The sequence below is a fragment of the Isoptericola sp. NPDC060185 genome (assembly GCF_042728595.1).
Classification (GTDB): Bacteria; Actinomycetota; Actinomycetes; order Actinomycetales; family Cellulomonadaceae; genus Isoptericola.
In genome coordinates this window covers 45,948-67,222 of sequence record NZ_JBHWYY010000018.1, presented here as the reverse complement: position 1 = coordinate 67,222, position 21,275 = coordinate 45,948, and the positions used below count along the sequence as shown (strand labels likewise).

The following is a 21,275-nucleotide window of genomic DNA, read 5'->3' as shown; positions in this document are numbered from 1 at the left end:
CCACCCCGGGGTCGCCCCCCGTGTGTGGGGGGGGGGTTGGGGCTTTTTTCGTTGTACCCCCGGGGCCAAACGCCCGCTCACAACGCTTTAGGGGCGGGGGATCTGGGGGATCTCGGTCGGGTCGTACCAGAGCAGGTCGCGGTCGGTCACGCGCTGGAGCGCGGCGTCGAGCGCGTCCTCGGACAGGGCACCGTCGCCACCCGTGCGCTCGGCGTCGTTCTCCTCGTCGGCAGCGGCAAGGACGGCCCGCACGTCGGCGGCGGCCTCCGGCTCGTCGACGTGGACGGCGACGACCGCGACCCCGTCCAGCGCGCCGACGTCCACCGCGCTGGGCTCCTCGGCGTCGTCGGCCGCGGCCACGGCGGCGTCGGGCACGTCGAGCGAGACGACGACGCGCAGCGGGGCGACGCCGCGTCGCGCGGCGATCCGGGCCAGGGAGTCATCCGCGGCGGCGAGGAACGCCTCGTACTCGCGGCTCTCCTCGTCCTCGTCGGCCAGCTCGCGCACCAGGGCCGGGGTCACGGCGTGCGCCCGGCGCGCGGGGAGGTCCCAGCGCGCGCCTCCGGCGGCCACGGCCGCGCCCTCGAGCTCGTCCAGCGTGGCGGGAACGTAGATGCGCATGCGCACAGTCTGCCGCCCCGGGCGCCCGGCCGCGCGCACCTGGGCGTTCGCACCTGGCCGGGCGGCGGTCGGACCCCGCTCAGACGGCGGCCGGCACCGTCGCCCGCACCCGGCCCGCGAGCGCCTCGAACGCCGCCGTCACCGGGGACGCCGGCGCCTCCTCCGCGAGCGTGCGCCCGGCGAGGAGCGCGCCGTCGAGCCCGGCAGGGTCGTCCGGGACGAGGTGCACCTCCTCCACCCCCGCGTAGCGCGCCAGCGCCTCCCGCACGGCGTTCTCCGGGTGGGCGCCCACGGCCGACGGCCGCACCCGGTTCGCGACGACGACCCGGTCCCCCGCGACGGGGACCGGCACGTCGCGCAGGTCCTCCAGGCCGCGCACGAGCCGCTGGATCCCGACCGGGTCGGCCGCACCGACCACCACCACGACGTCCGCCGCCTGCAGCGCGGCGAGCGTGGCGGCGTTCCGCTGCGGGGCGTGCGTGTCGTACATGAGCAGCTCGTCGGCCTCGAGGAGCGCGCCGCAGTCCACGACGGTCCAGTCGGCGAGCTCGCGGGCCCGCTCCAGCACGACCTCGACGGCGCTGGCGGGCAGCTCGGGCCACCGCGCCGCGCGCGTGATCCCGGTCAGCACCCGGAGCCTCCCGCCCACCACGGGGCTCTGCCGGGCGAGGGTGGGCAGGTCGAGCGCGCCCTGCCCGGCGGACCGGGCGACGGCGGCGAGCCCCGGCGTGTCGTCGAGCAGGCCCAGCCGGGCCGCGACGGACGCGCCGTAGGTGTCGGCGTCGACCAGCAGGACGGCGTCCTGGCGCGACGCGGGCGCGTCCTGACGCCTCCGGCCGTGCCTCCTGCGCCGTCCGGAGAGGCCGCCGAGGGCGGCGGCGAGCTCGAGCGCCGTCGTCGTGCGGCCCGGCGCCCCGACCGGGCCCCACACCGCGACCACCCGGCCGTGCCGCGGCCCGGCGTCGTCCGCGAGGAGGTCGTCGGCGCCGTCGGCGACCAGGTAGTCGACGGCGTCGGCCGGGCCGGTCGCCCCGAGGACGAGGTCGACGGTCTCCCCGCCCGGGCCGCCGGGGCCGACGCGCATGACGGCGGCCTCGCGCACCGCCGCGAGCAGGGCCGCCTCGTCGTACCGCTCGACGACGCCGTCCACCCCCAGCCCCTGCAGGCGCGCGACGTGGGCGGCGTCGTGACCGAGCGCGACGACGCGCACGCCGGCGCCGTGCAGCCGGCCCACCGCCTCGCGGTCCAGCCCGGCGAGGTCCGCGGACACGACGGCCACGGTCCCGGCGCCCGCCGCGGCCGCGGCCAGGAGCTCCGCGAGGTCGCCGCAGCGGCGGGTCACGGTCGCCCCCGAGCCGGGCGCACCGAGCGCGACGACGACCTCGGTCTCGGCCCCGCCCCGCACCGCGCAGAGCACGGTGACCGCGGCGGCCATCAGACGCCGGTCCCGGCCTGCGGCACCACGGTGACGCGCCCCGGCTCGGCCAGCGCCGCCAGCACGGCAGGCAGGTCGTCGGCAGGCACGAGCACGTGCAGCGTCGCACCGTCCGACACGACGAGCCCCGTGCCGGCCTCGTCCACCTGCTCCACGACGACGCCCGTGACCAGCGGCGTCGGCTCGGCGGCCGGGGCGTCCGAGCCGGCGGGAGCCTCGGGCACCGCCCACAGGTCGACGACGGCGCCCGCCGTCACCCGTGCCGACATCGCCTGGTCCACCGGCACGGAGACCGAGCGGACGTCGACGTCGGCCGCGTCCCCCAGCGCCGACCGCGCGACGAGCTCGCCGTCGTCGACCGTGCGCAGCGCCACCACCTGCTCGGGCAGCTCCTGGTCCGCGCGCACGTACAGCTCGGTCCCCGAGCCGATCCGCACGTCGACGGTGCGCAGGCCGGACACGTCCACGGGCTCGCCGGGCGTGAGGGTCCCGTCCGCGACGTACACGGGCACGGTGCGCCCCGCCGACGAGACGGCCCACGACCCGAGGGCCACGGAGGCGGCGACGATGACGACGCCGACCACCAGCCGGGGGTCGCGCCAGGTGGGGCGGCGCAGTCGGGCGGCGACGGGTGCCGGCATGGGGTCGGTGCTCACGGACGTCCTCCGGGGTCTGGGCTGGGGCGCAGCGTCGCGCCCGGCGGAACCTATCATCGGCGACCCCATGTGTGCTTCGAGCATCCACTGTGGACAACTGCTGCCATCCGCGATCAGCGCTGTGCCAGAATGCCCGTATGACCAGCCGGTTCCTCTCTCTCGCCGACGTGCAGGAGATGCTGAACATCTCCAGCACGCAGGCCTACTCCCTGGTGCGCTCGGGCGAGCTGCCCGCGATCCAGGTGGGCCCCAAGAAGGTGTGGCGGGTCGAGGCCAGCAAGCTCGAGGAGTACATCGAGCACCAGTACGCCCGCACCCGCGAGCGGATCGCGTCGGGCGACCTCTGAGCCGGCGGCGGGCCGCCCTCAGGCCTCGCTGACACGCAGCACGGCGCCGAACGGCACCGTGCGCACGACCGGCCGCGCGCGGTCCGTCTCCTCGACGTCGAGGTGGTCGGCGCCCACCCGGCCGATCCGGCCGGTGGCCGAGCCCCCGACGGTCCGCACCAGCACCCGGGCGCGGTCGCGCTGCAGCCCCCGCAGCACGTGGCCGAGCCCCAGCCCGTCGGTCCGGGCGCGCGACGGCACGGCGTGCCGGCCGAGCCCCACCACCGCCGCCAGCGCGGGCAGCGGCACCAGGTGCTGCACCCGCCCGCGGGCTCGGCGCCCGTCGAGGAGCACCCACGTGTGCGCCACCCGGGCCACGCGCCCCTCGATGCCCTCCCCGTCCAGCAGCTCGAGCCGCAGCACCGCGCCGGTCGCCGCCCGCAGCCGGTCGACGAGCGGGATCGACGCCTGCTCCGCCCGCGTCAGCTCCGCCACGGCACCTTCGCGCTCCGCCGCCGCCTCGGCGTCGAACCGTGCCTCGAGGTCGGCGAAGAGCAGCTCCCACCTGGCCGGACCCGTGCCCGTCATGAGGCTCCTCTCGTCGTGCGGCCGGTGCCCACAGGATGCCCGGGTAGACAGACCGGCACCAGTCCGCTTCAATATCGACCATCAGACAGCATCAATCGCTATCAACTGACATCACCAGACGTGATCCTCGGTCGGGAGCGTGGGACGAAGGAGACCTGATGTCCGGCAGCAGCGGAACCCGGAACCCGCGGGACGGCCACGGCCTCGGCCGCCTCACGGTCCTCGCCCTCGTCGCTTGCGTGGCCGGGGTGTCCCTGGCGCTGCGCGGCCTGTCCCTCGCGCCGCGCACGCCGGAGGGCGCCGCCGGCCTCGCGATCGACGGGTGGGTGGAGCTCGCGGTGCTCGCCGCGGGGCTCGTGGCCGCCGCCTGGCTGTTCCTCAGCGGGGTCGTCGCCCTCGCCTGCGTCGCCGCGGTGCGGCTCGGGCGCCGCTGGCGCGCGGGCGAGGCCGTCGTCGAGCGCCTCGCGCCGGCCGCCGTCCGGCGCCTCGTCCGCTCCGCCGTCGGGGTGGGCGTGGGCGCCGGGCTCACCCTCGCCCCCACCGCCGCGCTCGCCGCCGAGACGCCTCCCGCCGAGCCGGCGGGGGCCGAGGCCTCCGTCGTCCTGGACCTCGGCTGGCAGTCCACGTCCGGCGCGGCCGGGGGCGCCGTCGTCGACGAGCACGACCCCGCTGCCACCGCCCTGGGAGAGGTGCCGGTGGAGGACCCCGACGAGACGGTGACCGCCGCGGCCACCGGGTCCACCGGGTCCGCCGGGTCCACCGGGTCCACCGCGGACCCCGACGACGAAGAGCGCGCGGAGCCCGTGAGCGCGACCCCGGTCCGCATCACGACTCCCCCGGACGCGGACGGCACGCGGGTGGTGCTGCGCGGCGACACCCTGTGGGACATCGCCCGGGACGCCCTGGGCGGCCACCCCTCGGACGCCGAGATCCTGCGCGAGGCGACCCGGTGGCACGAGGCCAACCGCGCGGTCGTCGGCGCGGACCCCGACCGCATCCTGCCCGGCCAGGTCCTGAGCGCCCCCGCCTGACGGCCCGCGCCGTCCACGACACCCCGCACCCACCGGAGGGCATGATGACCGCGACGACCACTCCCGCCGAGACCACGGCGCCGGCCGTGCCGCCCCGCACCGCGCCCCCCGCCGGCGCGACGTCCACCGACCTGACGCCCACGGACCTGACGCCCGAGGAGGGCACCGGCCACCGCCCGCTCCGCGTCTCCGCCCCGCCACGCCGCGGCCCGGCGGGCTACCCCGAGGCGAGCACCCGGCCGGGGCCCCGGGTACGGCGGGTGCGCGTCGGCGCCGAGGGCGTGCGCCGGTCCGGCGACGACGACGCCGACGTCCCGCAGCGCCCGCTCCGCGAGAGCGAGCCCGCACCGCTGCCGGACCCCACCGCGCAGTGCTGCGCGGTGGTCCGCGCGGCCGTCGAGGTGCTGCGTGGCGAGCGCCCGTCGGCGCAGCTCGCCCGCTGGGTGACGCCGCAGGTGCGCGACCAGCTCGCCGAGCGCGCCCGCATCGGGCTCGCCCACGACGGCGTGCGGCACACCGAGCAGCACCGGCCCGTCCAGGTGCGGCGGGTCCGCCTGGTCCGGCTGGGCGACGACGTCGCCGAGGCCACCGTGGTGCTGGACGACGACGGCCGGGTGCGCGCCGCCGCCGTCCGCCTCGAGGCGCGGCGCGGGACCTGGCGGGTGGCCGTGCTCGAGGTCGGCTGACGGCCCTCGCCCCAGAGACGACCGGCACACCGGGAACGACGGAGCCCCGGCCCGCGATCGCGGGTCGGGGCTCCGTGCTCACCGGAAAGTCATGCCGTCCGGGTCACTCCTCGTTGACGCCGTGGCACACCTTGTACTTCTTGCCCGAGCCGCAGGGGCACTGGGCGTTGCGCGGCGTGCCCGGGAAGGTGCGGCCGTCACTGGTCGCCGCCGTCGCCTCGCCGTGCAGGTCCCGGCGCGACCGGCGCGTGGCGCCGCCCGACGTCGTGGTGGAGCCGTCCTCGCTCGGGGACGAGTACGACAGCCGCTGCGGCGCGGGAGCCTCGAGGCCCTTCGCCAGGAGCACCGGCTCCGCGTCCGCCGCGGGCGCCGCCGGAGCGGGCTCGGGCTCGGCCGGCGCCTCCGGCTCCGCGACGGGCTCGGCGACCGGCGACGCCGCGCCGCCGCCCACGAGCTGACCGGCGCCGGACTGCGCCGCCGCCGCGGCGCTGGCCGCGGAGATCACCGGGGCACCGGGCGCACCGGGGCCCCCGGGCTGCTGCACCTGGACGTCGAGGTTGAACAGGAACCCGACCGACTCCTCCTTGATGGCCTCGGTCATCGCCTGGAAGAGCTGGAAGCCCTCGCGCTGGTACTCGACCAGGGGGTCGCGCTGCGCCATCGCGCGCAGGCCGATGCCCTCCTTGAGGTAGTCCATCTCGTAGAGGTGCTCGCGCCACTTGCGGTCCAGCACGGAGAGCACCACGCGGCGCTCGAGCTGGCGCATCGCGGCCTCGCCGAGCGACTCCTCGCGGGCCGCGTACGCCACGCGGGCGTCCGAGAGCAGCTCCTCGAGGACCATCTCGTGGCTGAGGCTGCCGACGCCGCCGGCCTCCTCGATCACGTCCTCGGGCGTGATGGTCACCGGGTACACGGACTTCAGGGCGGTCCACAGCGAGTCCAGGTCCCACGCCTCGGGGTTGCCCTCGGACGTCGCACCGTCCACGTACGCCGTGACGACGTCCGTGAGGAAGTGCTGCACCTGGTCCTCGAGGTCCTCGCCCTCGAGCACGCGCTTGCGCTCGGCGTAGATGACGGAGCGCTGCCGGGACAGCACGTCGTCGTACTTGAGCACGTTCTTGCGGATCTCGAAGTTGCGCGCCTCGACCTGCGACTGCGCGCTCTGGATGCCGCGCGTCACCATCTTCGACTCGAGCGGCATGTCGTCGGGGAACCCGGCGCGGTCCATCATCGACGACGCGAGCCCGGAGTTGAACAGGCGCATCAGGTCGTCCTGCATCGACAGGTAGAACCGCGACTCGCCGGGGTCGCCCTGACGGCCGGAACGACCGCGCAGCTGGTTGTCGATGCGGCGCGACTCGTGCCGCTCCGTGCCCAGCACGTACAGGCCGCCGAGCTCGGTGACCTCCTCGTGCTCCGTGGCCACGGCCGCCTTGGCCTTCTCGAGGACGTCGGGCCAGGCGGCCTCGTACTCCTCCGGGTCCTCCGCGGCGTCGAGCCCGCGCTCGGCCATCTCGGCGACGGCGAGGAACTCCGCGTTGCCGCCGAGCATGATGTCGGTGCCGCGGCCGGCCATGTTGGTCGCCACGGTGACGGCGCCCTTGCGGCCCGCCTGCGCGACGACGGACGCCTCGCGCTCGTGCTCCTTCGCGTTGAGCACGCTGTGCGGCACGCCGGCCCGCTTGAGCAGGCCCGAGAGCAGCTCGGACTTCTCGACGCTCGTGGTGCCGACCAGGACCGGCTGGCCCTTGGCGTGCCGCTCGACGATGTCCTCGACGACGGCGTTGAACTTGCCGTCCTCGTTCTTGTAGACGAGGTCGGCCTGGTCCATGCGGACCATCGGCCGGTTGGTCGGGATGGGGACGACGCCGAGCTTGTACGTGCCCTGGAACTCGGCTGCCTCGGTCTCGGCCGTACCGGTCATGCCCGCGAGCTTGTTGTAGAGGCGGAAGTAGTTCTGCAGCGTGATCGTGGCGAGCGTCTGGTTCTCCGCCTTGATCTCCACGCCCTCCTTCGCCTCGATGGCCTGGTGCATGCCCTCGTTGTAGCGGCGGCCGGCGAGGATACGGCCGGTGTGCTCGTCGACGATCATGACCTCGCCGTTGAGGACGACGTAGTCCTTGTCGCGCTTGAACAGCTCCTTCGCCTTGATGGCGTTGTTGAGGAAGCCGATGAGCGGCGTGTTGAGCGACTCGTACAGGTTGTCGATGCCGAGGTAGTCCTCGATCTTCTCGATGCCCGGCTCGAGGACGCCGACCGTCTTCTTCTTCTCGTCGACCTCGTAGTCCGTGTCCACGTTCAGGCGGCGCACGACCTTGGCGAACTCCGTGTACCAGCGGTTGGCGTCGCCGGACGCCGGGCCCGAGATGATGAGCGGGGTCCGCGCCTCGTCGATGAGGATGGAGTCCACCTCGTCGACGACGGCGAAGTGGTGGCCGCGCTGGACGAGGTCGTCGGGCGACCACGCCATGTTGTCGCGCAGGTAGTCGAAGCCGAACTCGTTGTTCGTGCCGTACGTGATGTCGGCCGCGTACTGCTTGCGGCGCTCCTCCGGCGACTGGCCCGAGACGATGACGCCGGTCGTCATGCCGAGGAACCGGTAGACGCGGCCCATGAGGTCGCCCTGGTACTTCGCGAGGAAGTCGTTGGTCGTGACGACGTGGACGCCCTTGCCCTCGAGCGCGTTGAGGTAGGCGGCCGTCGTGGCGACCAGCGTCTTGCCCTCACCGGTCTTCATCTCGGCGATGTTGCCGAGGTGCAGGGCGGCGCCACCCATGAGCTGCACGTCGAAGTGCCGCTGACCCAGCGTGCGGCGCGCGGCCTCGCGCACCGCGGCGAACGCCTCGGGGAGCAGCTCGTCGAGGGTCGCACCGTGCTCGAGCCGCTCCTTGAACCGGGCGGTCTCCTCGTGCAGCTCGGTGTCGCTCAGCTCCTCGAAGCTGGGCTCGAGCCGGTTGACCTGCTCGGCCAGACTGTTGAGCTTCTTGAGGATCCGGCCCTCGCCAATTCGGAGGACCTTCTCGAGGATCGCAGGCACGCAGTACTCCAGGGTCGGTGGCGCCCCGGGGATGTCCGGGACCGTGCGGCGCGACGGACGGTCGACGGAGCGGCAGAAGCTCGCTCGTCCGCGCCGTCGCCTGGGTCACACCGGAGCCATCCTAGGCCGATCACCTGAGAGTCAGGTGCGGGTTCGCGACGGACGAACGTCAGGACGCCTCGTCTCCGCGGCCCGTGCCCGCGGCGAGCTCGCTCGCCGCCCGGTCGGCCAGCTCGGCGCCGGCCGCGCCGTACAGGTGGAAGACGGCGTCCGCGCCGTGCCGGCGCAGCTCCGCCGCGTCCTCGTCGTACCGCGCGATGGCCGCCACGCGCCCGCCGAACCCCGCGGCCCGCAGCCGCGCGAGGGCGATGAGGTTCGCCTTGTGGAACGGCATCGCCAGCACGGCGAGGCGCACCCGGCCGGCCCGCTTGACGCGCGCCCAGAACTCGGTGTCCGTCGCGTCGGCGGGGACGACGGCGATGCCCTCGTCGCGCAGGGCGGCCACGCGGGTGCGGTCGTGCTCGACCCCCATCACGGACAGGCCGTGCACGTCGCGCAGCCGCCGGTAGGTGGCCGAGCCCACGCGCCCGAGGCCGAGCACGACGGCGTCCACCTGGCCGATGTCGACCGGGCGGTCGTCGGGGTGCAGCCTGTCGACGTCCCGGCGCGGCAGGAGCCCCGTGAGCCGCGTCGCGAGCTCGACGCCGCGACGGTTGACGATCGCCGAGACGACGAAGCTGGCCGCGACGGCCAGCGACACGATGACGGTCCACTCCTCGTCGAGCAGGCCCGCGGTCCCGCCGAAGGCCACGACGATGATGCCGAACTCGGAGAAGTTGCCGAGCGCGAGCCCGGCGAGGAAGGACGTGCGGCGGCGGAGCCGCATCAGCCACAGCAGCAGCGCGTAGACCGCGACCTGCAGGGGCAGCATGAGCAGCAGCAGGAGCGCGAGGGCGACGTCGACCGGGGCGGGCATGCCGTGCAGCCCGATCTGCAGGAAGAACGCGACCAGCGCGAGGTCCTTCACCGTCAGCAGCGAGCGCGACAGCTCGGTGGACTGCGGGTGCCCCGCCAGCAGCGCCCCCATGACCAGGGCCCCCAGGTCACCGGACAGCCCGGCGATCTCGAACAGCCAGAAGCCGGGCACCAGCGCGACGAACGCGCCGAAGAGCGCCTGCAGCTCGCCGTGCCCGGCGCGGTCCCAGACGCGCCGCAGCACCCACGCGCCGGGCACGAGCGCGACGAGCGCGAACGCCCAGGGGCTCGGGGGCTCGCCGGTGGACACCGCGAGGAAGACCACGGCGACGACGTCCTGCACCACGAGCACGCCGACGGCGATGCGGCCGTAGAGCGCCGTCGTGTCGGAGCGGTCCTCGAGCACCTTGACCACGAACACTGTGGAGGAGAAGGAGAGGGCGAGGCCGACCAGGGCCAGCGAGCCGAACGACTCGTCGGCCAGCAGACGGATGCCGACGACGGCGAGCAGGCCGAGGAAGCCGACCGCCACCGCGACGGTCAGCACCAGGTGGACGAGGGTGGTGAGCCAGATCTCGGGCCGCAGCAGCGAGCGGACGTCGAGCTTGAGCCCGATGGCGAACAGCAGCAGCGCGACCCCGAGCTCCGCGACCGTCTCCAGGCCGGGCAGGTCGGGCGCCCCCGCGGCCCCGAGCGCGAACCCCGCGGCGAGGAACCCGACCAGCGGCGGCAGGCGCAGGAACGTCGCCGCGAGCCCGCCCACGAGCGCGGCGGCGAGGTACAGCACGGCGGTGGTCATCGGCGATCCCGACCTGCTCCCGATCCGGGTCCGACGCCGGCGCGCCCGACGTCGTGACGCGCCGATCCTACGAGCGCCGCCGTGGCGGTGCGGGTCATGCCGCGCGGGTCATGCCGCGCGCACGGCGTCCGCGAGCGCGGGCGCGAGCTCCCCGGCGGGCGTCACCCCGGTGGTCTCCAGGCCCAGCCAGCCCGCGAGCACGTCCAGCTCGGCGCCGAGCGCGGCGGCGGTGCCGGGCCCGGCGTGCGCCGTGGGGTGCGCGGACTGCACGCGCAGCACCCCGGCCTGCCGGTCGGCCTTGAGGTCGACGAACGCGGTGATCGCGTCGCCCTCCAGGAACGGCAGCACGTAGTACCCGAGCACCCGCTGCGGCGCGGGGACGTAGATCTCGATCCGGTAGAAGACGTCGAACAGCGCCTCGAGCCGGCGGCGCTCCCACACGAGCGGGTCGAACGGGCTGAGCAGCGTGCGGGCCTCGGCCCGGCGCGGCAGCCGCGCGTCGCGGTGGCGGAAGGTCTTCTCGGCCCAGCCCCGCACCTCGACGGGCTGGAGCACGCCCTCCTCGAGGAGCTCCGCGTGCGCGCGCCGCACCGCAGGCCCCTTGAGGCGGAAGTAGTCGGCGAAGCACCGGAGGGTGCCGACGCCGTGCGCCCGCGCGCCGAGCTCCAGGAGGCGGCGCACCGCCTCGTCGTCGGGCACGGGGCCGGCGGCGCGCACCGCGGGGGGCAGCACCCGCTCGGGCAGGTCGTAGCACCGCTCGAAGGCGGTGTTGCGCCGCGCCGACATCACCTCGCCCGTGAAGAACAGGAACTCGAGGCAGCGCTTGGCCGCCGTCCAGTTCCAGCCCCACTCCTCGCGCGAGCGCGGGCCGGAGTGCCCGTGCGCGACGAGCTCGTCGTGGATCTCGCGCGCGGTGACGGGCCCCCGGTCGGCGACCATCCCGCGCACCAGCTCCAGCTCGGCGGCGTGCGCCAGCGGGGTGCCGGAGATCGTGCCCCAGGCCTCCCCCAGGTAGTCCCGCCGCCGCCAGTCGAGCAGCGGGTACGTCTCGGCGGGCACGTAGGACGCGACGTGCGCCCACGTCTCGACGATCTTGCGCGGCGCCCGCCCCGACGCCCGGTCCAGCAGCCCCACGTCGTAGGGCCCCAGCCGCGAGTACAGCGGCATCAGGTGCGCCCGCGCCAGCACGTTCACGGAGTCGATCTGCAGCAGGTTGAGCCGCTCGACGGTCGCCATCGCCCGCCGCATCGTCACCCCGCCGCCGGCGCCCGCGCCCGCGCCACCGGGCCGCGGCCGGTGCAGCCCCTGGGCCCCGAGGGCGACACGGCGGGCCTGCGCGAGCGAGAGGGAGTCCACCCGCCCATCCTGCCGACCCCCACCGACAGGACACGGCACGCGGCCAGCACAGGTCACAGCGGCCAGCACAGGTCACAGCGCCCAGCGCCCAGCACCCGCGCTTCACTCCGACGTGCTGACGGCGGGGTACGACGCACGAAGCCGAGGCGACGCACGAGAGCCGGCCGAGAAGTTCTGCGCGGGGACGTATCCCTCCCGAAGTGGAGGGCGCCCTGGCGCCCGTGAACGCGTCCCCGCGCAGAACTTCTCGACCGGCTCGACCGCACCGACGGGCAAGGTGCCCGCCGGTCAGATCACGTCAGCTCGGTCACCGGTTCGACCCCTCCGACCGTCGAGTCCAGCTCGATGACGCCGTAGGTCCAGCCCCGACGCCGGTACACGGCGGACGGCCGGGCGGTCTCCTTGTCGATGAAGAGGAAGAAGTCGTGCCCCACCATCTCCATCTGGTAGACCGCGTCGTCCACGGTCATGGGCTCGGCGTGGTGCAGCTTGCGCCGGATGACGACCGGGGAGTCGCCGAGCTGCTGCTCGACCTCGTCGCCGGGCTCGGCCAGCGCCACGGGCGCCGGCGGCGGGGCGACGGTCTCGGCGGCGGCGACCTGGTCGAAGGTGCGCACGTCCACGGCAGGGCGGACGTCGTTGGCGCGGCGGCGGTGGTCCTTGCGGCGGTCGCGCGAGCGGCGCAACCTCTCCGTGAGCTTGTCCAACGCGATGTCGAGGGCGCCGAACCGGTCGTCCGCCGCGGCTTCCGCGCGGATCACGGGCCCCTTGTCGCGCACGGTCAGCTCGACCCGCTCGCGGACCTCGGAGAGCCGCGGGTTGTTCTCCCGGGTCACCTCCACGTCCACCCGACGGGCGGCCGGTGCGAGCTGGGTCACCTTGCTCAGCTTGTCCTCCACGTGACGGCGGAACCTGTCCGCCACCTCCGTGTGCCTGCCGACGACGACGATCTCCATCGTGTTGCTCCACTTCGTCGTGAGGCCGCCTCACGAGCGGCCCCGAGTTCCGGTCTGGGCACCCTGGGGGGCGCCGTGTTCGGCACCACCTCCCGGGTCCGCCGGACGCTCGGTCCGGACCGCTCGTGGGTCGCACGGAGGAACGTCCCGGACCGTGGTCTCGGGGCTGTTCTCCCGCGTGGGACCCCCAGGCTAACCCCTCCCGCGCGCGAGGTATACCGGTGGCTGCGGGAGGTCCGTCACGGGTCTCGTGACGGCCCCGGGCGGGGGCGTCGCGGCCACGACGAGGGCGCCGACGACGTCGGCCCCGACGCCCTCGAGCGCCCGTTCCGCGGCGGCGAGCGTGGACCCGGTGGTGACGACGTCGTCGACGAGGAGCACGGCCGCGGGGGCGCCGTCGCGGCGCTCGACGACGCCCCGTCGCACGGCGACGGAGCCGGTGAGGTTCCGGGCGCGGGCACGGGCGCCGAGCCCGACCTGGTCGTGCCCGCGGCCGCGGCGGACGAGCGCGGCCACGACGCCGGCGGGGAGCCCTGCGTCGCGCAGGCCTGCCCCGGCGGCCCGGGTCAGTGCCCGCACGTGGTCGCGGCCGCGGGACCGGCGCGAGGCCCCGGTGGACGGGGCGCCGACGACGAGCAGGCTCCGCCCGCGGACGGCACCGCGGAGCGCCGGGGCCAGGTCCCGCGCGACGGCCCGCAGGCGCGGCCCGACGAGCCGGTCCAGGTCCACGCGGCCGCGGTCCTTCCAGGCCACCACGAGCTCGCGCACCGGCCCGGCGTACGGGGCGAGCGCCCACACGGGCAGCGGCGGCACGCCGTCGAGCCGGTCCAGGCGCGGCGCCGCCGCCTCGACGCGCGCGGCCGGGCCGTCGAGCAGGGCGCCGCAGTCAGGGCACCAGAGGACGTCCGGCGCGCCGCAGCCCGGACACGCGACGGGGACGACGAGGCGGCCGAGCTCCCGCAGCCACTCCCCCGCCCGGCGCGGGTCCGCGGCGGGCGCCGGGCGCGGTCCGGGAGGCGCGCCGGAGAGCGGCGCGAGAGGTGGCGGGGCCGGCGGCCGGGCGGGGGACGCGACGGATGGCGGGCTCATGCCGGCCAGCGTGCCGGCCGGCATGAGCCGCGCACCCGCGCCCGGGAGCGCCTGGGGACGACGCCCGCCTGGGGGCAGCGTCCGACCGGTGCGCCACCGTCGAGCGTCCCGGGAAAAGGCCCCGGAGAAGGCCCGGGCGGCGTCAGCCGGGGTACGCGACCAGGTCGACGTCGTCGGCGACCATCGACCACAGCGCGGAGCTCTGCCGCGAGTAGAGCGTGCCGCCGTCGTCGATGGCGAGCATCGCGCCGGTGCCGACCGAGCCGGTGACCCAGCGGGGGTCGGTGACGCCGGCGAGCGCGCGGGACAGCCCGCCCTGGCCCGAGAGGCCGCCCACGCCGGCGACGAACACCGCGCCGTCGCCGTCGGACTCCTTGCCCAGCAGCGCGAGGGTCGCCTCGTCCTGCCAGGTCGCCTGCGACACCTGCCGCACGGACGCACCGACCTGCACCGGCGCGGAGAGCCCGGTGGGGACGTTCTCCGCGTCGCGGACCACGCCCGCCACGTGCACGAGCCGCCCGGAGGGCCCGGAGCTGACGATCGCCACCCGCGCGCCCTCCGGCGAGACCCGCACGGACCGCACCGTGCGCGAGGAGAGCCAGTCGACGTCCAGCGTCCGCACCTGCCCCGACGCGAGCGCCACCCGGAGCTTCGACCCCTGCGCGGTCCACACCGCCCCGAAGCGGTCGATCGACGGCGGCACCAGGTCCTTCCCCGCCATGAGCACGGAGGGGCCGTCGTCACCCGAGACGCGGACGATCCCCTGCGACCTGTCGCGCACCACGACCGGGTCGTCCCCCGGCCCCACGGCGAGGGCCGTCGGGTCGAGGCCGGCGAGCGGGACGGGCTGCTTCGGCTCGGTCAGCTCGCGCCCCACGACCCGCACGAGGCGGCCGTCCGTCACGGCGAGCGCGTCGCCCGTCGTCCGGGGCACGGACAGCGTGCTGGTGCCGGTCGTCGTGAGCGGCGTGCTCCCCTCGGACAGCACGACGGTGCGCCCCTCGCCCTCCGCGAGCGTCGCCTGCAGCTGCGCGACGGCGAGCGACCGGTCCTCGGCGCTGGCCGACGTGATCGTGGACGTGAGGCTGACGTCGATGGAGCCGTCGTCGGTCACGGTGACCGCGTCGATGGCGAGGTCGGTGCCCTCGGGGATGACCGTCGTCGTGGAGTCCTGGAGCCACTCGGGCGGGCCGGCGAGGATCTCGCTGGTGGCGTCGGTGCGCCAGGTCTGGCGGGGGAACCACCGCACGTCGGGCACCCACCAGGTGAGGTCCGGCGTCGGGAAGTAGAGCGTGGTGGGGTGGAAGGCCTGGCTGAAGAACGCCGACGGCAGCATGAGCCCGTCGTCGAGCTGGGAGATGCGCCACTCGCCGCCCGGCTCGCGCGTCAGGCCGAACGGCACGTCGAAGGTGTAGGGCGTGGCCTCCTCCGTGTACATGCCGCGCTCGTCGAGCGTCGCCACGACGCGCACCGACGCGGTGACGGTGGTCTCCGTGGCGTCCTCGGGCACCTCGACGGGGTCGATCTGCGGGTCCTCCGCCAGCACCAGCACCCGCGAGTAGCGGTCCCAGCCCTCCCAGGCCTTCGGGGTGACGTACTCCTGCGCGACGGCGTAGGACGAGTTCGACGTCGGGCCGAGCTGGGCGACGCTGAGGAACCCGGACACGACCTGGTCCGGGTTGGCGCCGGCGGTCGGCCCCGCCGGGATGTAGCCGATCTCGCTGAGGTTCTCGAGCTGCGTGTCGCCGTCGCGCACCGGGCCGTTCGTGGGGATGCGGGCGCACGCGACCGTCACGACGAGCACGAGGACCGCCGAGACCAGGGCGGCGGCCGCGCGCGGGCGCCGGCGGGCGGGGTCGGCGGTCATCGGTCCTCCTCGGCGGCGGGCGGGCCCAGGTGCGGGACGGGCTGATGCGCGATGTCCACCCCGTCGGCGTCCACCATCCCGAGCTCGGGGATCGCGGTCGGCGTGGGGCCGGTCGGCGGGTTCACGACCGGCAGCTGCCCCGTGGGCGGCGCCGACACCCCCTTCGACGGGCCCTCGAGCGGCAGCGGCGAGCGCTCCAGCCGGATGCCGGCGCGGCGCGGCAGCGTGAGGCGGAAGCTCGCGCCCTCGCCCGGCCGCCCCCAGGCCTCGAGCCAGCCCGCGTGCAGGCGCGCGTCCTCGAGCGAGATCGCGAGGCCGAGACCGGTGCCGCCCGTGGTGCGGGCCCGCGCGGGGTCGGCGCGCCAGAAGCGGTGGAAGACCCGCTCGATCTCGTCGGGCGAGAGCCCGACGCCGTGGTCGCGCACCACCACCGCGACCGCGTGCTGGTCCATGCCCACCGTGACCTCGACGGGCTTGCCCTCGGCGTGCTCGACGGCGTTCACCACGAGGTTGCGCACGACGCGCTCCACGCGCCGCGGGTCGACGTCGGCGGTCGCGGGCTCGTCGGGCAGCGTCACGGACAGGAAGACGTCCTTGGTCTCCGCGAGCGGCATCGACGCGTCGGCGACCGAGGCGACGATGTCGCGCAGGTCGCGCTGCTCGACGTCGAGCACCGCGGCGCCGGCGTCGAACCTGCTGATCTCCAGCAGGTCGGTGAGCAGCACCTCGAACCGGTCCAGCTGGGCGTAGAGGAGCTCGGCGGACCGGCGGGCCGCCGGGTCCAGGTCCTCGCGCGACGCATGGATGACCTCGCCCGCCATCCGGATCGTCGTCAGCGGCGTGCGCAGCTCGTGCGAGACGTCGGAGACGAAGCGCCGCTGGGCGGCGGACAGCTCCTCCATCCGCGCGATCTGGTCCTCCAGGTTGGCGGCCATCTCGTTGAACGTGCGGGTGAGGGTCGCCATCTCGTCCTGCCCCTTGGCGTCGGGCAGGCGCTCGTCGAGGTGCCCGTCGGCCAGGCGGGACGCGACCGTGGCCGCGCGCCGCACCGGCGCCACGGTCTGCCGCGTCACGACCCACGTGAGCGCGCCGAGCAGCACGAGGATGGCCAGCGCGCCGATCCCCAGGGTGCGCTGCACGAACGACAGGGTCTGCTGCTCGGCCTGGAGCGAGTAGATGGCGTACAGCTCGTACGTCCCGATGGACGGCACCTCGACGGTGGACCCGACCACGACCCCGGGCTCGGGCGCCTCGGAGTCCGTGTACTCCGCGGGGATCTGCACCGACTGCAGCACCTGGCCGTCCGTGGCGAGCGTGGCCGCGCGCAGGTCGTCGCCGATGATGGACGTCAGCCCGGTCTGCGTCCCGATGTCGGCCAGGCGCGCGGGCTGGTCGGGCGCGTTGAGGAGCAGGAAGTCCTGCGCGCTGGACGCGCTCGCGTCGAGCGTCTTGACCATCTGCGACAGCAGGAGCTGGAGGTCGGACGGGGACGTCGCGGGCGAGTTCGAGAACGTCGTGCGGACCTGCTCGGTCATCGACGCGTTCTCGCGCTCGATGCGGTCCACCCGCTGCTCGAACAGGCCGTCACGGATGGACACCGACAGGTAGAGGCCGAGCAGCGCCACCGCGACGACGCCGAGGGCGAGCCCCGACGTCACGACCCGCAGCTGCAGGGACGACCGCCACCGCCGGACGACGTACCGCGTCCGCGAGACGGTCCATGCGCGCCACCGCCGCCACGTCCGGCGGACGCGGCGCGCGGCGGGCTCAGCGCGGTGCACCGGCCTTGTAGCCCACACCCCGCACGGTCAGCACGACCGTCGGGTTCTCGGGATCGCGCTCGACCTTGGACCGCAGCCGCTGCACGTGCACGTTGACCAGGCGCGTGTCGGCGCTGTGCCGGTAGCCCCAGACCTTCTCGAGCAGCACCTCGCGCGTGAAGACCTGCCAGGGCTTGCGGGCGAGGGCCACGAGCAGGTCGAACTCGAGCGGGGTGAGGCTGATGCGCTCGCCGTCCCGGACCACGTTGTGCCCGGTGACGTCGATCTCGACGTCACCGACGCGCAGGCGCTCGGGGCCGGGCTCGTCGGTGCGGCGCAGGCGTGCCCGGATGCGCGCGACGAGCTCCTTGGGCTTGAACGGCTTCGTCATGTAGTCGTCGGCGCCGGACTCCAGCCCGAGCACGATGTCGACCGTGTCCGTCTTCGCGGTGAGCATGATGATCGGCACGCCGGACTCGGCGCGGATCTCGCGCGCGACCTCGATGCCGTCCTTGCCGGGCAGCATGAGGTCGAGCAGGACGAGGTCGGGTTGCTCGTCCCGGAAGGCGACGAGCGCGCCGTCGCCGTCGGCGCAGAACGTCGGCTCGAAACCTTCGGAACGCAGGACGATGCCGATCATCTCGGACAGCGCAGTGTCGTCGTCGACCACCAGGACACGGGACTTCATGGGGTCATTCTGCCAGGCCCGGCGGGTCGTCCTGTGGAGAGCCGCGTGAGCCACGCCGCGCCGCGTACTAGGGTCGGTGCGACCGGCGTCACGCCGGTCACACCTGCCGAGAGTCCGTCGACGCCGCGCGCCGACGACCGACCGCCCTGCAGCCCGGGAGGCCGCGATGACCACGCCCGACCAGCCCCCGCCGCCGTCCGGCTGGGGCGAGGCCCCCGAGCCCCCGCGGTACGGGCAGCGCGCACCCGGCGGCGCGCCGCAGTACGGGCAGGGCCAGCCGCAGTACGGGCAGGGCCAGTACGGGCAGCAGTACGGGCAGCGACCGGCCGGCGCCCCGGGCCCGTACGGGCCGTACGGGCCGACGGCGGCGAAGCCCGGCATCGTGCCGCTGCGGCCGCTGTCCCTCGGCGAGATCTACGACGGCGCCTTCACCGCGATCCGGCACAACCCGAAGGTGATGCTGGGCGCGGCGACGCTCGTGCTGCTGGTCGCCACCGTCCTCGGCGTGCTGGTGGCGCAGCTCCTCGTGCCCGCCCTGTCGTCCGCCTTCGGCTCCGTGGCGGCGTCCGACCCGGACCTCGCCGAGCTCGGGTTCGACACCGTCTACGCGCAGGTCATCGCCACGAGCCTCGGCACCGGCCTGACGATCCTCATCGCGCAGCCCGTGGTCGAGGGCATCCTCACGACGTCCGTGAGCCAGTCGGTCATCGGTCGCAAGCAGACGCTCGGGCAGGTCTGGGAGCGCCTGCGCGGACGCGTCGGGCGGCTGATCGGGTGGGCGCTGCTGCGGACGCTCGGTTCGCTCGTGCTGGTCGCCGTCTGGTCCGTCGTGCTCGCCGTCGTGATCGCGACGCTCGGCGACTCGTCCGTGGGCGGCACCGTGGTCGTCGTCCTCCTGCTGGTGGTGGCGCTCTTCGCGGCGGTCGTGTGGCTCGGGGTGCGGGTGGGGCTCGTGGCCCCCGCGCTCGCCCTCGAGGGTCGCGGGCTGGGCGCCACGATCGCCCGCGCGTGGCGGCTGACCCGCGGGTCGTTCTGGCGGCTGTTCGGCATCTACCTGCTCGCGTCGATCATCATCGGCTTCGCCGCGAACCTCATCACGTACCCCATCACCCTCATCACCACCGCCATCGGGGGCGCGAGCGAGAGCTCGGAGGTGATGGGCGTGTCGACAATCGTGGCCAGCGTGCTGTCGATCATCGTCAGCACGGCCATCACCACCATCTTCACGGCGTCCGTCGTCGCGCTCCTCTACATCGACGTGCGGATGCGCCGCGAGGGCCTCGACGTCCAGCTCGCCGCCGCGGCGCAGGCTCCCGAGGGCGGCCAGCCGGGCGGCATGGCGGGCGGCGCTGCGGGCGGCACGGCGGGCCCGCCTCCCGGCACGATCGCGTGACCGGCGCGTCGGCGGTGCTCCGTGCCGTCGTGCCGGCGGCCCTGCCCGCCGGCGTGCCCGTGGACCCCGACCGCGAGACGGCGCACCGCTGGCTGCTCGAGGAGCTGTCCCGCTCCGAGTACTCCACCGCGCCGTCCCTCCTCGAGCGCCTGCTGCGCTGGTTCACCGACCTCTTCGACGGGCTGACGATCGGCGGCGGCAGCTTCCCGGTCGCGTTCGTCGTGGTCGTCGCCGTGGTCCTCGTCGCCGCGATCGCGTGGTGGGTGGCCGGACCGGTGCGCCTCACGCGACGGCGGCAGCGCTCCGCGGTGGTGCTCGGCGACGACACCCGGACCGCCGACGAGCTGCGCGCGGCCGCGGACGCAGCGGCCGCGCGCGGCGACTGGTCGACGGCCGTGCTCGAGCGCTTCCGCGCTCTCGTGCGGTCCCTGGAGGAGCGGGTGGTCATCGACGAGCGCCCGGGGGGCACCGCCCAGGAGGCCGCGCACGACGCCGGCTCCCGCCTGCCCTCCGTGGCCGACGAGCTGCACGGCGCCGCCGGCCTGTTCGACGACGTCTGCTACGGCACCCTCCCGGCCCGGGCCGAGGACGACCAGCGCCTGCGCGACCTCGACGTGCGCGTGCGCGCGCTCCGGCCGGAGCCCGTCGCGCCGTCCCCGAGCGAGGTGTCGTTCCCATGACGCTCGACACGGACCGCGGCACGGGCGCCGCCGCCCCGGACGCGGTGACGTCCTCCGTCGTCACCGGGGACGGCACCACCGCCGGCGGCCGCGCCGCGCGCCGGTGGCGGCGCGCGCGCTGGACGCTGCTGGTGCTCGGGGTCCTCGTCCTCGTGGTCGCGGTGCTCGCCGTCACGCGCCCGGTCACGTCGAGCACGCCGTACGCCCCCGACAACGCCGACCCGGACGGGGCCCGCGCCGTCGCGCAGGTGCTCGGCCGCCAGGGCGTCGACGTCGAGCACGTGACCCGCGTCGCCGACGCCGTCGCGGCGGCGGGCCCGGGCACCACGCTCCTCGTGACGCCGTCCTCCCTGCTGCTGCCCGAGCAGGCGGACGCCCTCGCCGGCGTGGAGGCCGACCTCGTGCTGATCGGCGCCGACGACCTGCTGGTGGGCGCTGCGACCGACGGCGACGTGGGCCGCGTGCACCCGTCGACCACCCCCGGCGGACCGCTCGCCCCCGGCTGCGACCTGCCGGCGGCCCGGCGCGCCGGGACCCTGCAGCTCGGCGCAGGGCTGGAGGCGAACCCGGACGCGGCGCGCGACGTCACCCTCTGCTGGGTGGTCGACGACCAGGCGGCGCTCGCCCGCGTGGAGCTGCCGGCCACGGGCGGCACGCGCACCGTGACCGCCGTCGACGACGCGTCGTTCGTCCGCAACGACACCGTCCTGGACGACGGGAACGCGGCCCTCGCGCTGGGCCTGCTCGGGGAGCACCCGATGCTCGTGTGGCTGGTCCCCGACCCGCTGGACACCAGCGCCGCCGGCGAGACGTCCGACCCGGGCACGGCCGTGCTGCCGGACTGGGCGGGGGTCGTCGGCCTGTGGGCGCTGCTCGTGGTGGCCGTCGCCGCCGTGTGGCGGGCGCGGCGCCTCGGCCCGCTGGTCGCCGAGGAGCTGCCCGTCGTCGTGCGGGCCACCGAGACCACCCGCGGTCGCGGACGCCTGTACCGGCGCGCCCGGTCCCGCGGGCACGCCGCCGCGGGGCTGCGCGCCGCGAGCGCCGACGTGGTCGCGCGCCGCCTCGGCGTCCCCCGCTCCGCCGACCCGACGACCCTCATCGAGGCCGTCTCCCGCGCCACCGGCCGCCCCACGCGCGACGTGGCCGACCTGCTGTACGGCCCACCACCCCCCGACGACGACGCGCTGGCCGAGCTCGCGCGCCGGCTCGACATCCTGGAGAGCGAGGTCCACCGATCGTGACGACCCCCGACGAGAACCCGCAGGCGGCCCCGGTCCCGCAGACCGCGGCGTCCGCCCCCGTCGACCCGCCCGCGCCGGCCGAGACCCCCGG

General features: G+C 75.5%; 18 protein-coding genes. 6 read left to right on the top strand and 12 right to left on the bottom strand.

Translation table 11 applies throughout. The features are described 5' to 3' along the window. Positions 1-87 precede the first annotated feature (87 nt). The 3 genes from ACFWDO_RS09040 to ACFWDO_RS09030 form a co-directional block, all read right to left on the bottom strand. A complete protein-coding gene (locus ACFWDO_RS09040) occupies positions 88-621 on the bottom strand; it encodes a DUF6912 family protein (protein ID WP_380324477.1) in 534 nt (177 codons plus the stop codon). 79 nt (positions 622-700) lie between these two features. After that, the gene (locus ACFWDO_RS09035) at positions 701-2,056 is read right to left on the bottom strand and encodes a CpaE family protein (RefSeq protein WP_380324480.1); all 1,356 of its coding nucleotides are present in this window, start codon (positions 2,054-2,056) and stop codon (positions 701-703) included. Next, on the bottom strand, positions 2,056-2,712 hold the full coding sequence (locus tag ACFWDO_RS09030; RefSeq protein WP_380324483.1) for a hypothetical protein: 657 nt from the start codon (positions 2,710-2,712) through the stop codon (positions 2,056-2,058). Before ACFWDO_RS09030 ends, ACFWDO_RS09035 begins: the two co-directional genes overlap by 1 nt. Positions 2,713-2,849: 137 nt before the next feature. Here ACFWDO_RS09030 and ACFWDO_RS09025 point away from each other — a divergent pair, with 137 nt between their 5' ends. Then, on the top strand, positions 2,850-3,059 hold the full coding sequence (locus tag ACFWDO_RS09025) for a helix-turn-helix domain-containing protein (protein ID WP_380245390.1): 210 nt from the start codon (positions 2,850-2,852) through the stop codon (positions 3,057-3,059). An 18-nt stretch (positions 3,060-3,077) separates the two neighbouring features. Here ACFWDO_RS09025 and ACFWDO_RS09020 read toward each other — a convergent pair whose 3' ends face one another. After that, positions 3,078-3,626: a hypothetical protein gene (locus ACFWDO_RS09020; RefSeq protein ID WP_380324486.1), complete on the bottom strand. Its 549-nt coding sequence runs from the start codon at positions 3,624-3,626 to the stop codon at positions 3,078-3,080. Between the two features lie 158 nt (positions 3,627-3,784). Between ACFWDO_RS09020 and ACFWDO_RS09015 the strand changes: the two genes are divergently transcribed. Both ACFWDO_RS09015 and ACFWDO_RS09010 read left to right on the top strand, forming a co-directional pair. Further along, the gene (locus tag ACFWDO_RS09015; protein WP_380324489.1) at positions 3,785-4,657 is read left to right on the top strand and encodes a LysM peptidoglycan-binding domain-containing protein; all 873 of its coding nucleotides are present in this window, start codon (positions 3,785-3,787) and stop codon (positions 4,655-4,657) included. Between the two features lie 44 nt (positions 4,658-4,701). Beyond that, positions 4,702-5,343, top strand: a complete 642-nt coding sequence (locus ACFWDO_RS09010; RefSeq protein ID WP_380324492.1) for an Rv3235 family protein — start codon at positions 4,702-4,704, stop codon at positions 5,341-5,343. Positions 5,344-5,446: 103 nt separating this feature from the next. Here the strand turns inward: ACFWDO_RS09010 and secA are convergent, their stop codons facing one another. The 8 genes from secA to mtrA form a co-directional block, all read right to left on the bottom strand. After that, the gene (gene secA, locus ACFWDO_RS09005) at positions 5,447-8,380 is read right to left on the bottom strand and encodes a preprotein translocase subunit SecA (protein WP_380324495.1); all 2,934 of its coding nucleotides are present in this window, start codon (positions 8,378-8,380) and stop codon (positions 5,447-5,449) included. A 169-nt stretch (positions 8,381-8,549) separates the two neighbouring features. Beyond that, on the bottom strand, positions 8,550-10,154 hold the full coding sequence (locus ACFWDO_RS09000) for a cation:proton antiporter (protein WP_380324498.1): 1,605 nt from the start codon (positions 10,152-10,154) through the stop codon (positions 8,550-8,552). Positions 10,155-10,262: 108 nt separating this feature from the next. Continuing rightward, positions 10,263-11,510 carry a winged helix-turn-helix domain-containing protein gene (locus tag ACFWDO_RS08995; protein ID WP_380324501.1) on the bottom strand — a complete coding sequence of 416 codons (1,248 nt, stop codon included), beginning with the start codon at positions 11,508-11,510 and terminating at the stop codon, positions 10,263-10,265. 293 nt (positions 11,511-11,803) lie between these two features. After that, a complete protein-coding gene (gene hpf, locus ACFWDO_RS08990; protein ID WP_380325778.1) occupies positions 11,804-12,466 on the bottom strand; it encodes a ribosome hibernation-promoting factor, HPF/YfiA family in 663 nt (220 codons plus the stop codon). Positions 12,467-12,658: 192 nt separating this feature from the next. Continuing rightward, positions 12,659-13,555, bottom strand: a complete 897-nt coding sequence (locus ACFWDO_RS08985) for a ComF family protein (protein ID WP_380325775.1) — start codon at positions 13,553-13,555, stop codon at positions 12,659-12,661. 142 nt (positions 13,556-13,697) lie between these two features. Next, positions 13,698-15,422: an LpqB family beta-propeller domain-containing protein gene (locus ACFWDO_RS08980; RefSeq protein WP_380325772.1), complete on the bottom strand. Its 1,725-nt coding sequence runs from the start codon at positions 15,420-15,422 to the stop codon at positions 13,698-13,700. Further along, entirely contained in the window at positions 15,419-17,203 is a 1,785-nt protein-coding gene (gene mtrB, locus ACFWDO_RS08975) for an MtrAB system histidine kinase MtrB (protein ID WP_380325769.1), read from the bottom strand. Before mtrB ends, ACFWDO_RS08980 begins: the two co-directional genes overlap by 4 nt. Then, positions 17,190-17,870, bottom strand: a complete 681-nt coding sequence (gene mtrA / locus ACFWDO_RS08970; protein ID WP_380325766.1) for an MtrAB system response regulator MtrA — start codon at positions 17,868-17,870, stop codon at positions 17,190-17,192. Before mtrA ends, mtrB begins: the two co-directional genes overlap by 14 nt. 166 nt (positions 17,871-18,036) lie before the next feature. On the opposite strand from mtrA, the gene ACFWDO_RS08965 reads away from it, so the two are divergent. The 3 genes from ACFWDO_RS08965 to ACFWDO_RS08955 are packed head-to-tail and all read left to right on the top strand — an operon-like array spanning position 18,037 to position 21,184. Further along, on the top strand, positions 18,037-19,263 hold the full coding sequence (locus tag ACFWDO_RS08965; protein ID WP_380325763.1) for a glycerophosphoryl diester phosphodiesterase membrane domain-containing protein: 1,227 nt from the start codon (positions 18,037-18,039) through the stop codon (positions 19,261-19,263). After that, positions 19,260-19,943 carry a DUF4129 domain-containing protein gene (locus tag ACFWDO_RS08960; protein ID WP_380346908.1) on the top strand — a complete coding sequence of 228 codons (684 nt, stop codon included), beginning with the start codon at positions 19,260-19,262 and terminating at the stop codon, positions 19,941-19,943. Before ACFWDO_RS08965 ends, ACFWDO_RS08960 begins: the two co-directional genes overlap by 4 nt. After that, entirely contained in the window at positions 19,940-21,184 is a 1,245-nt protein-coding gene (locus ACFWDO_RS08955) for a DUF4350 domain-containing protein (RefSeq protein WP_380326019.1), read from the top strand. The genes ACFWDO_RS08960 and ACFWDO_RS08955 overlap by 4 nt, the downstream gene beginning before the upstream one ends. The last annotated feature ends 91 nt before the right edge of the window (positions 21,185-21,275 follow it).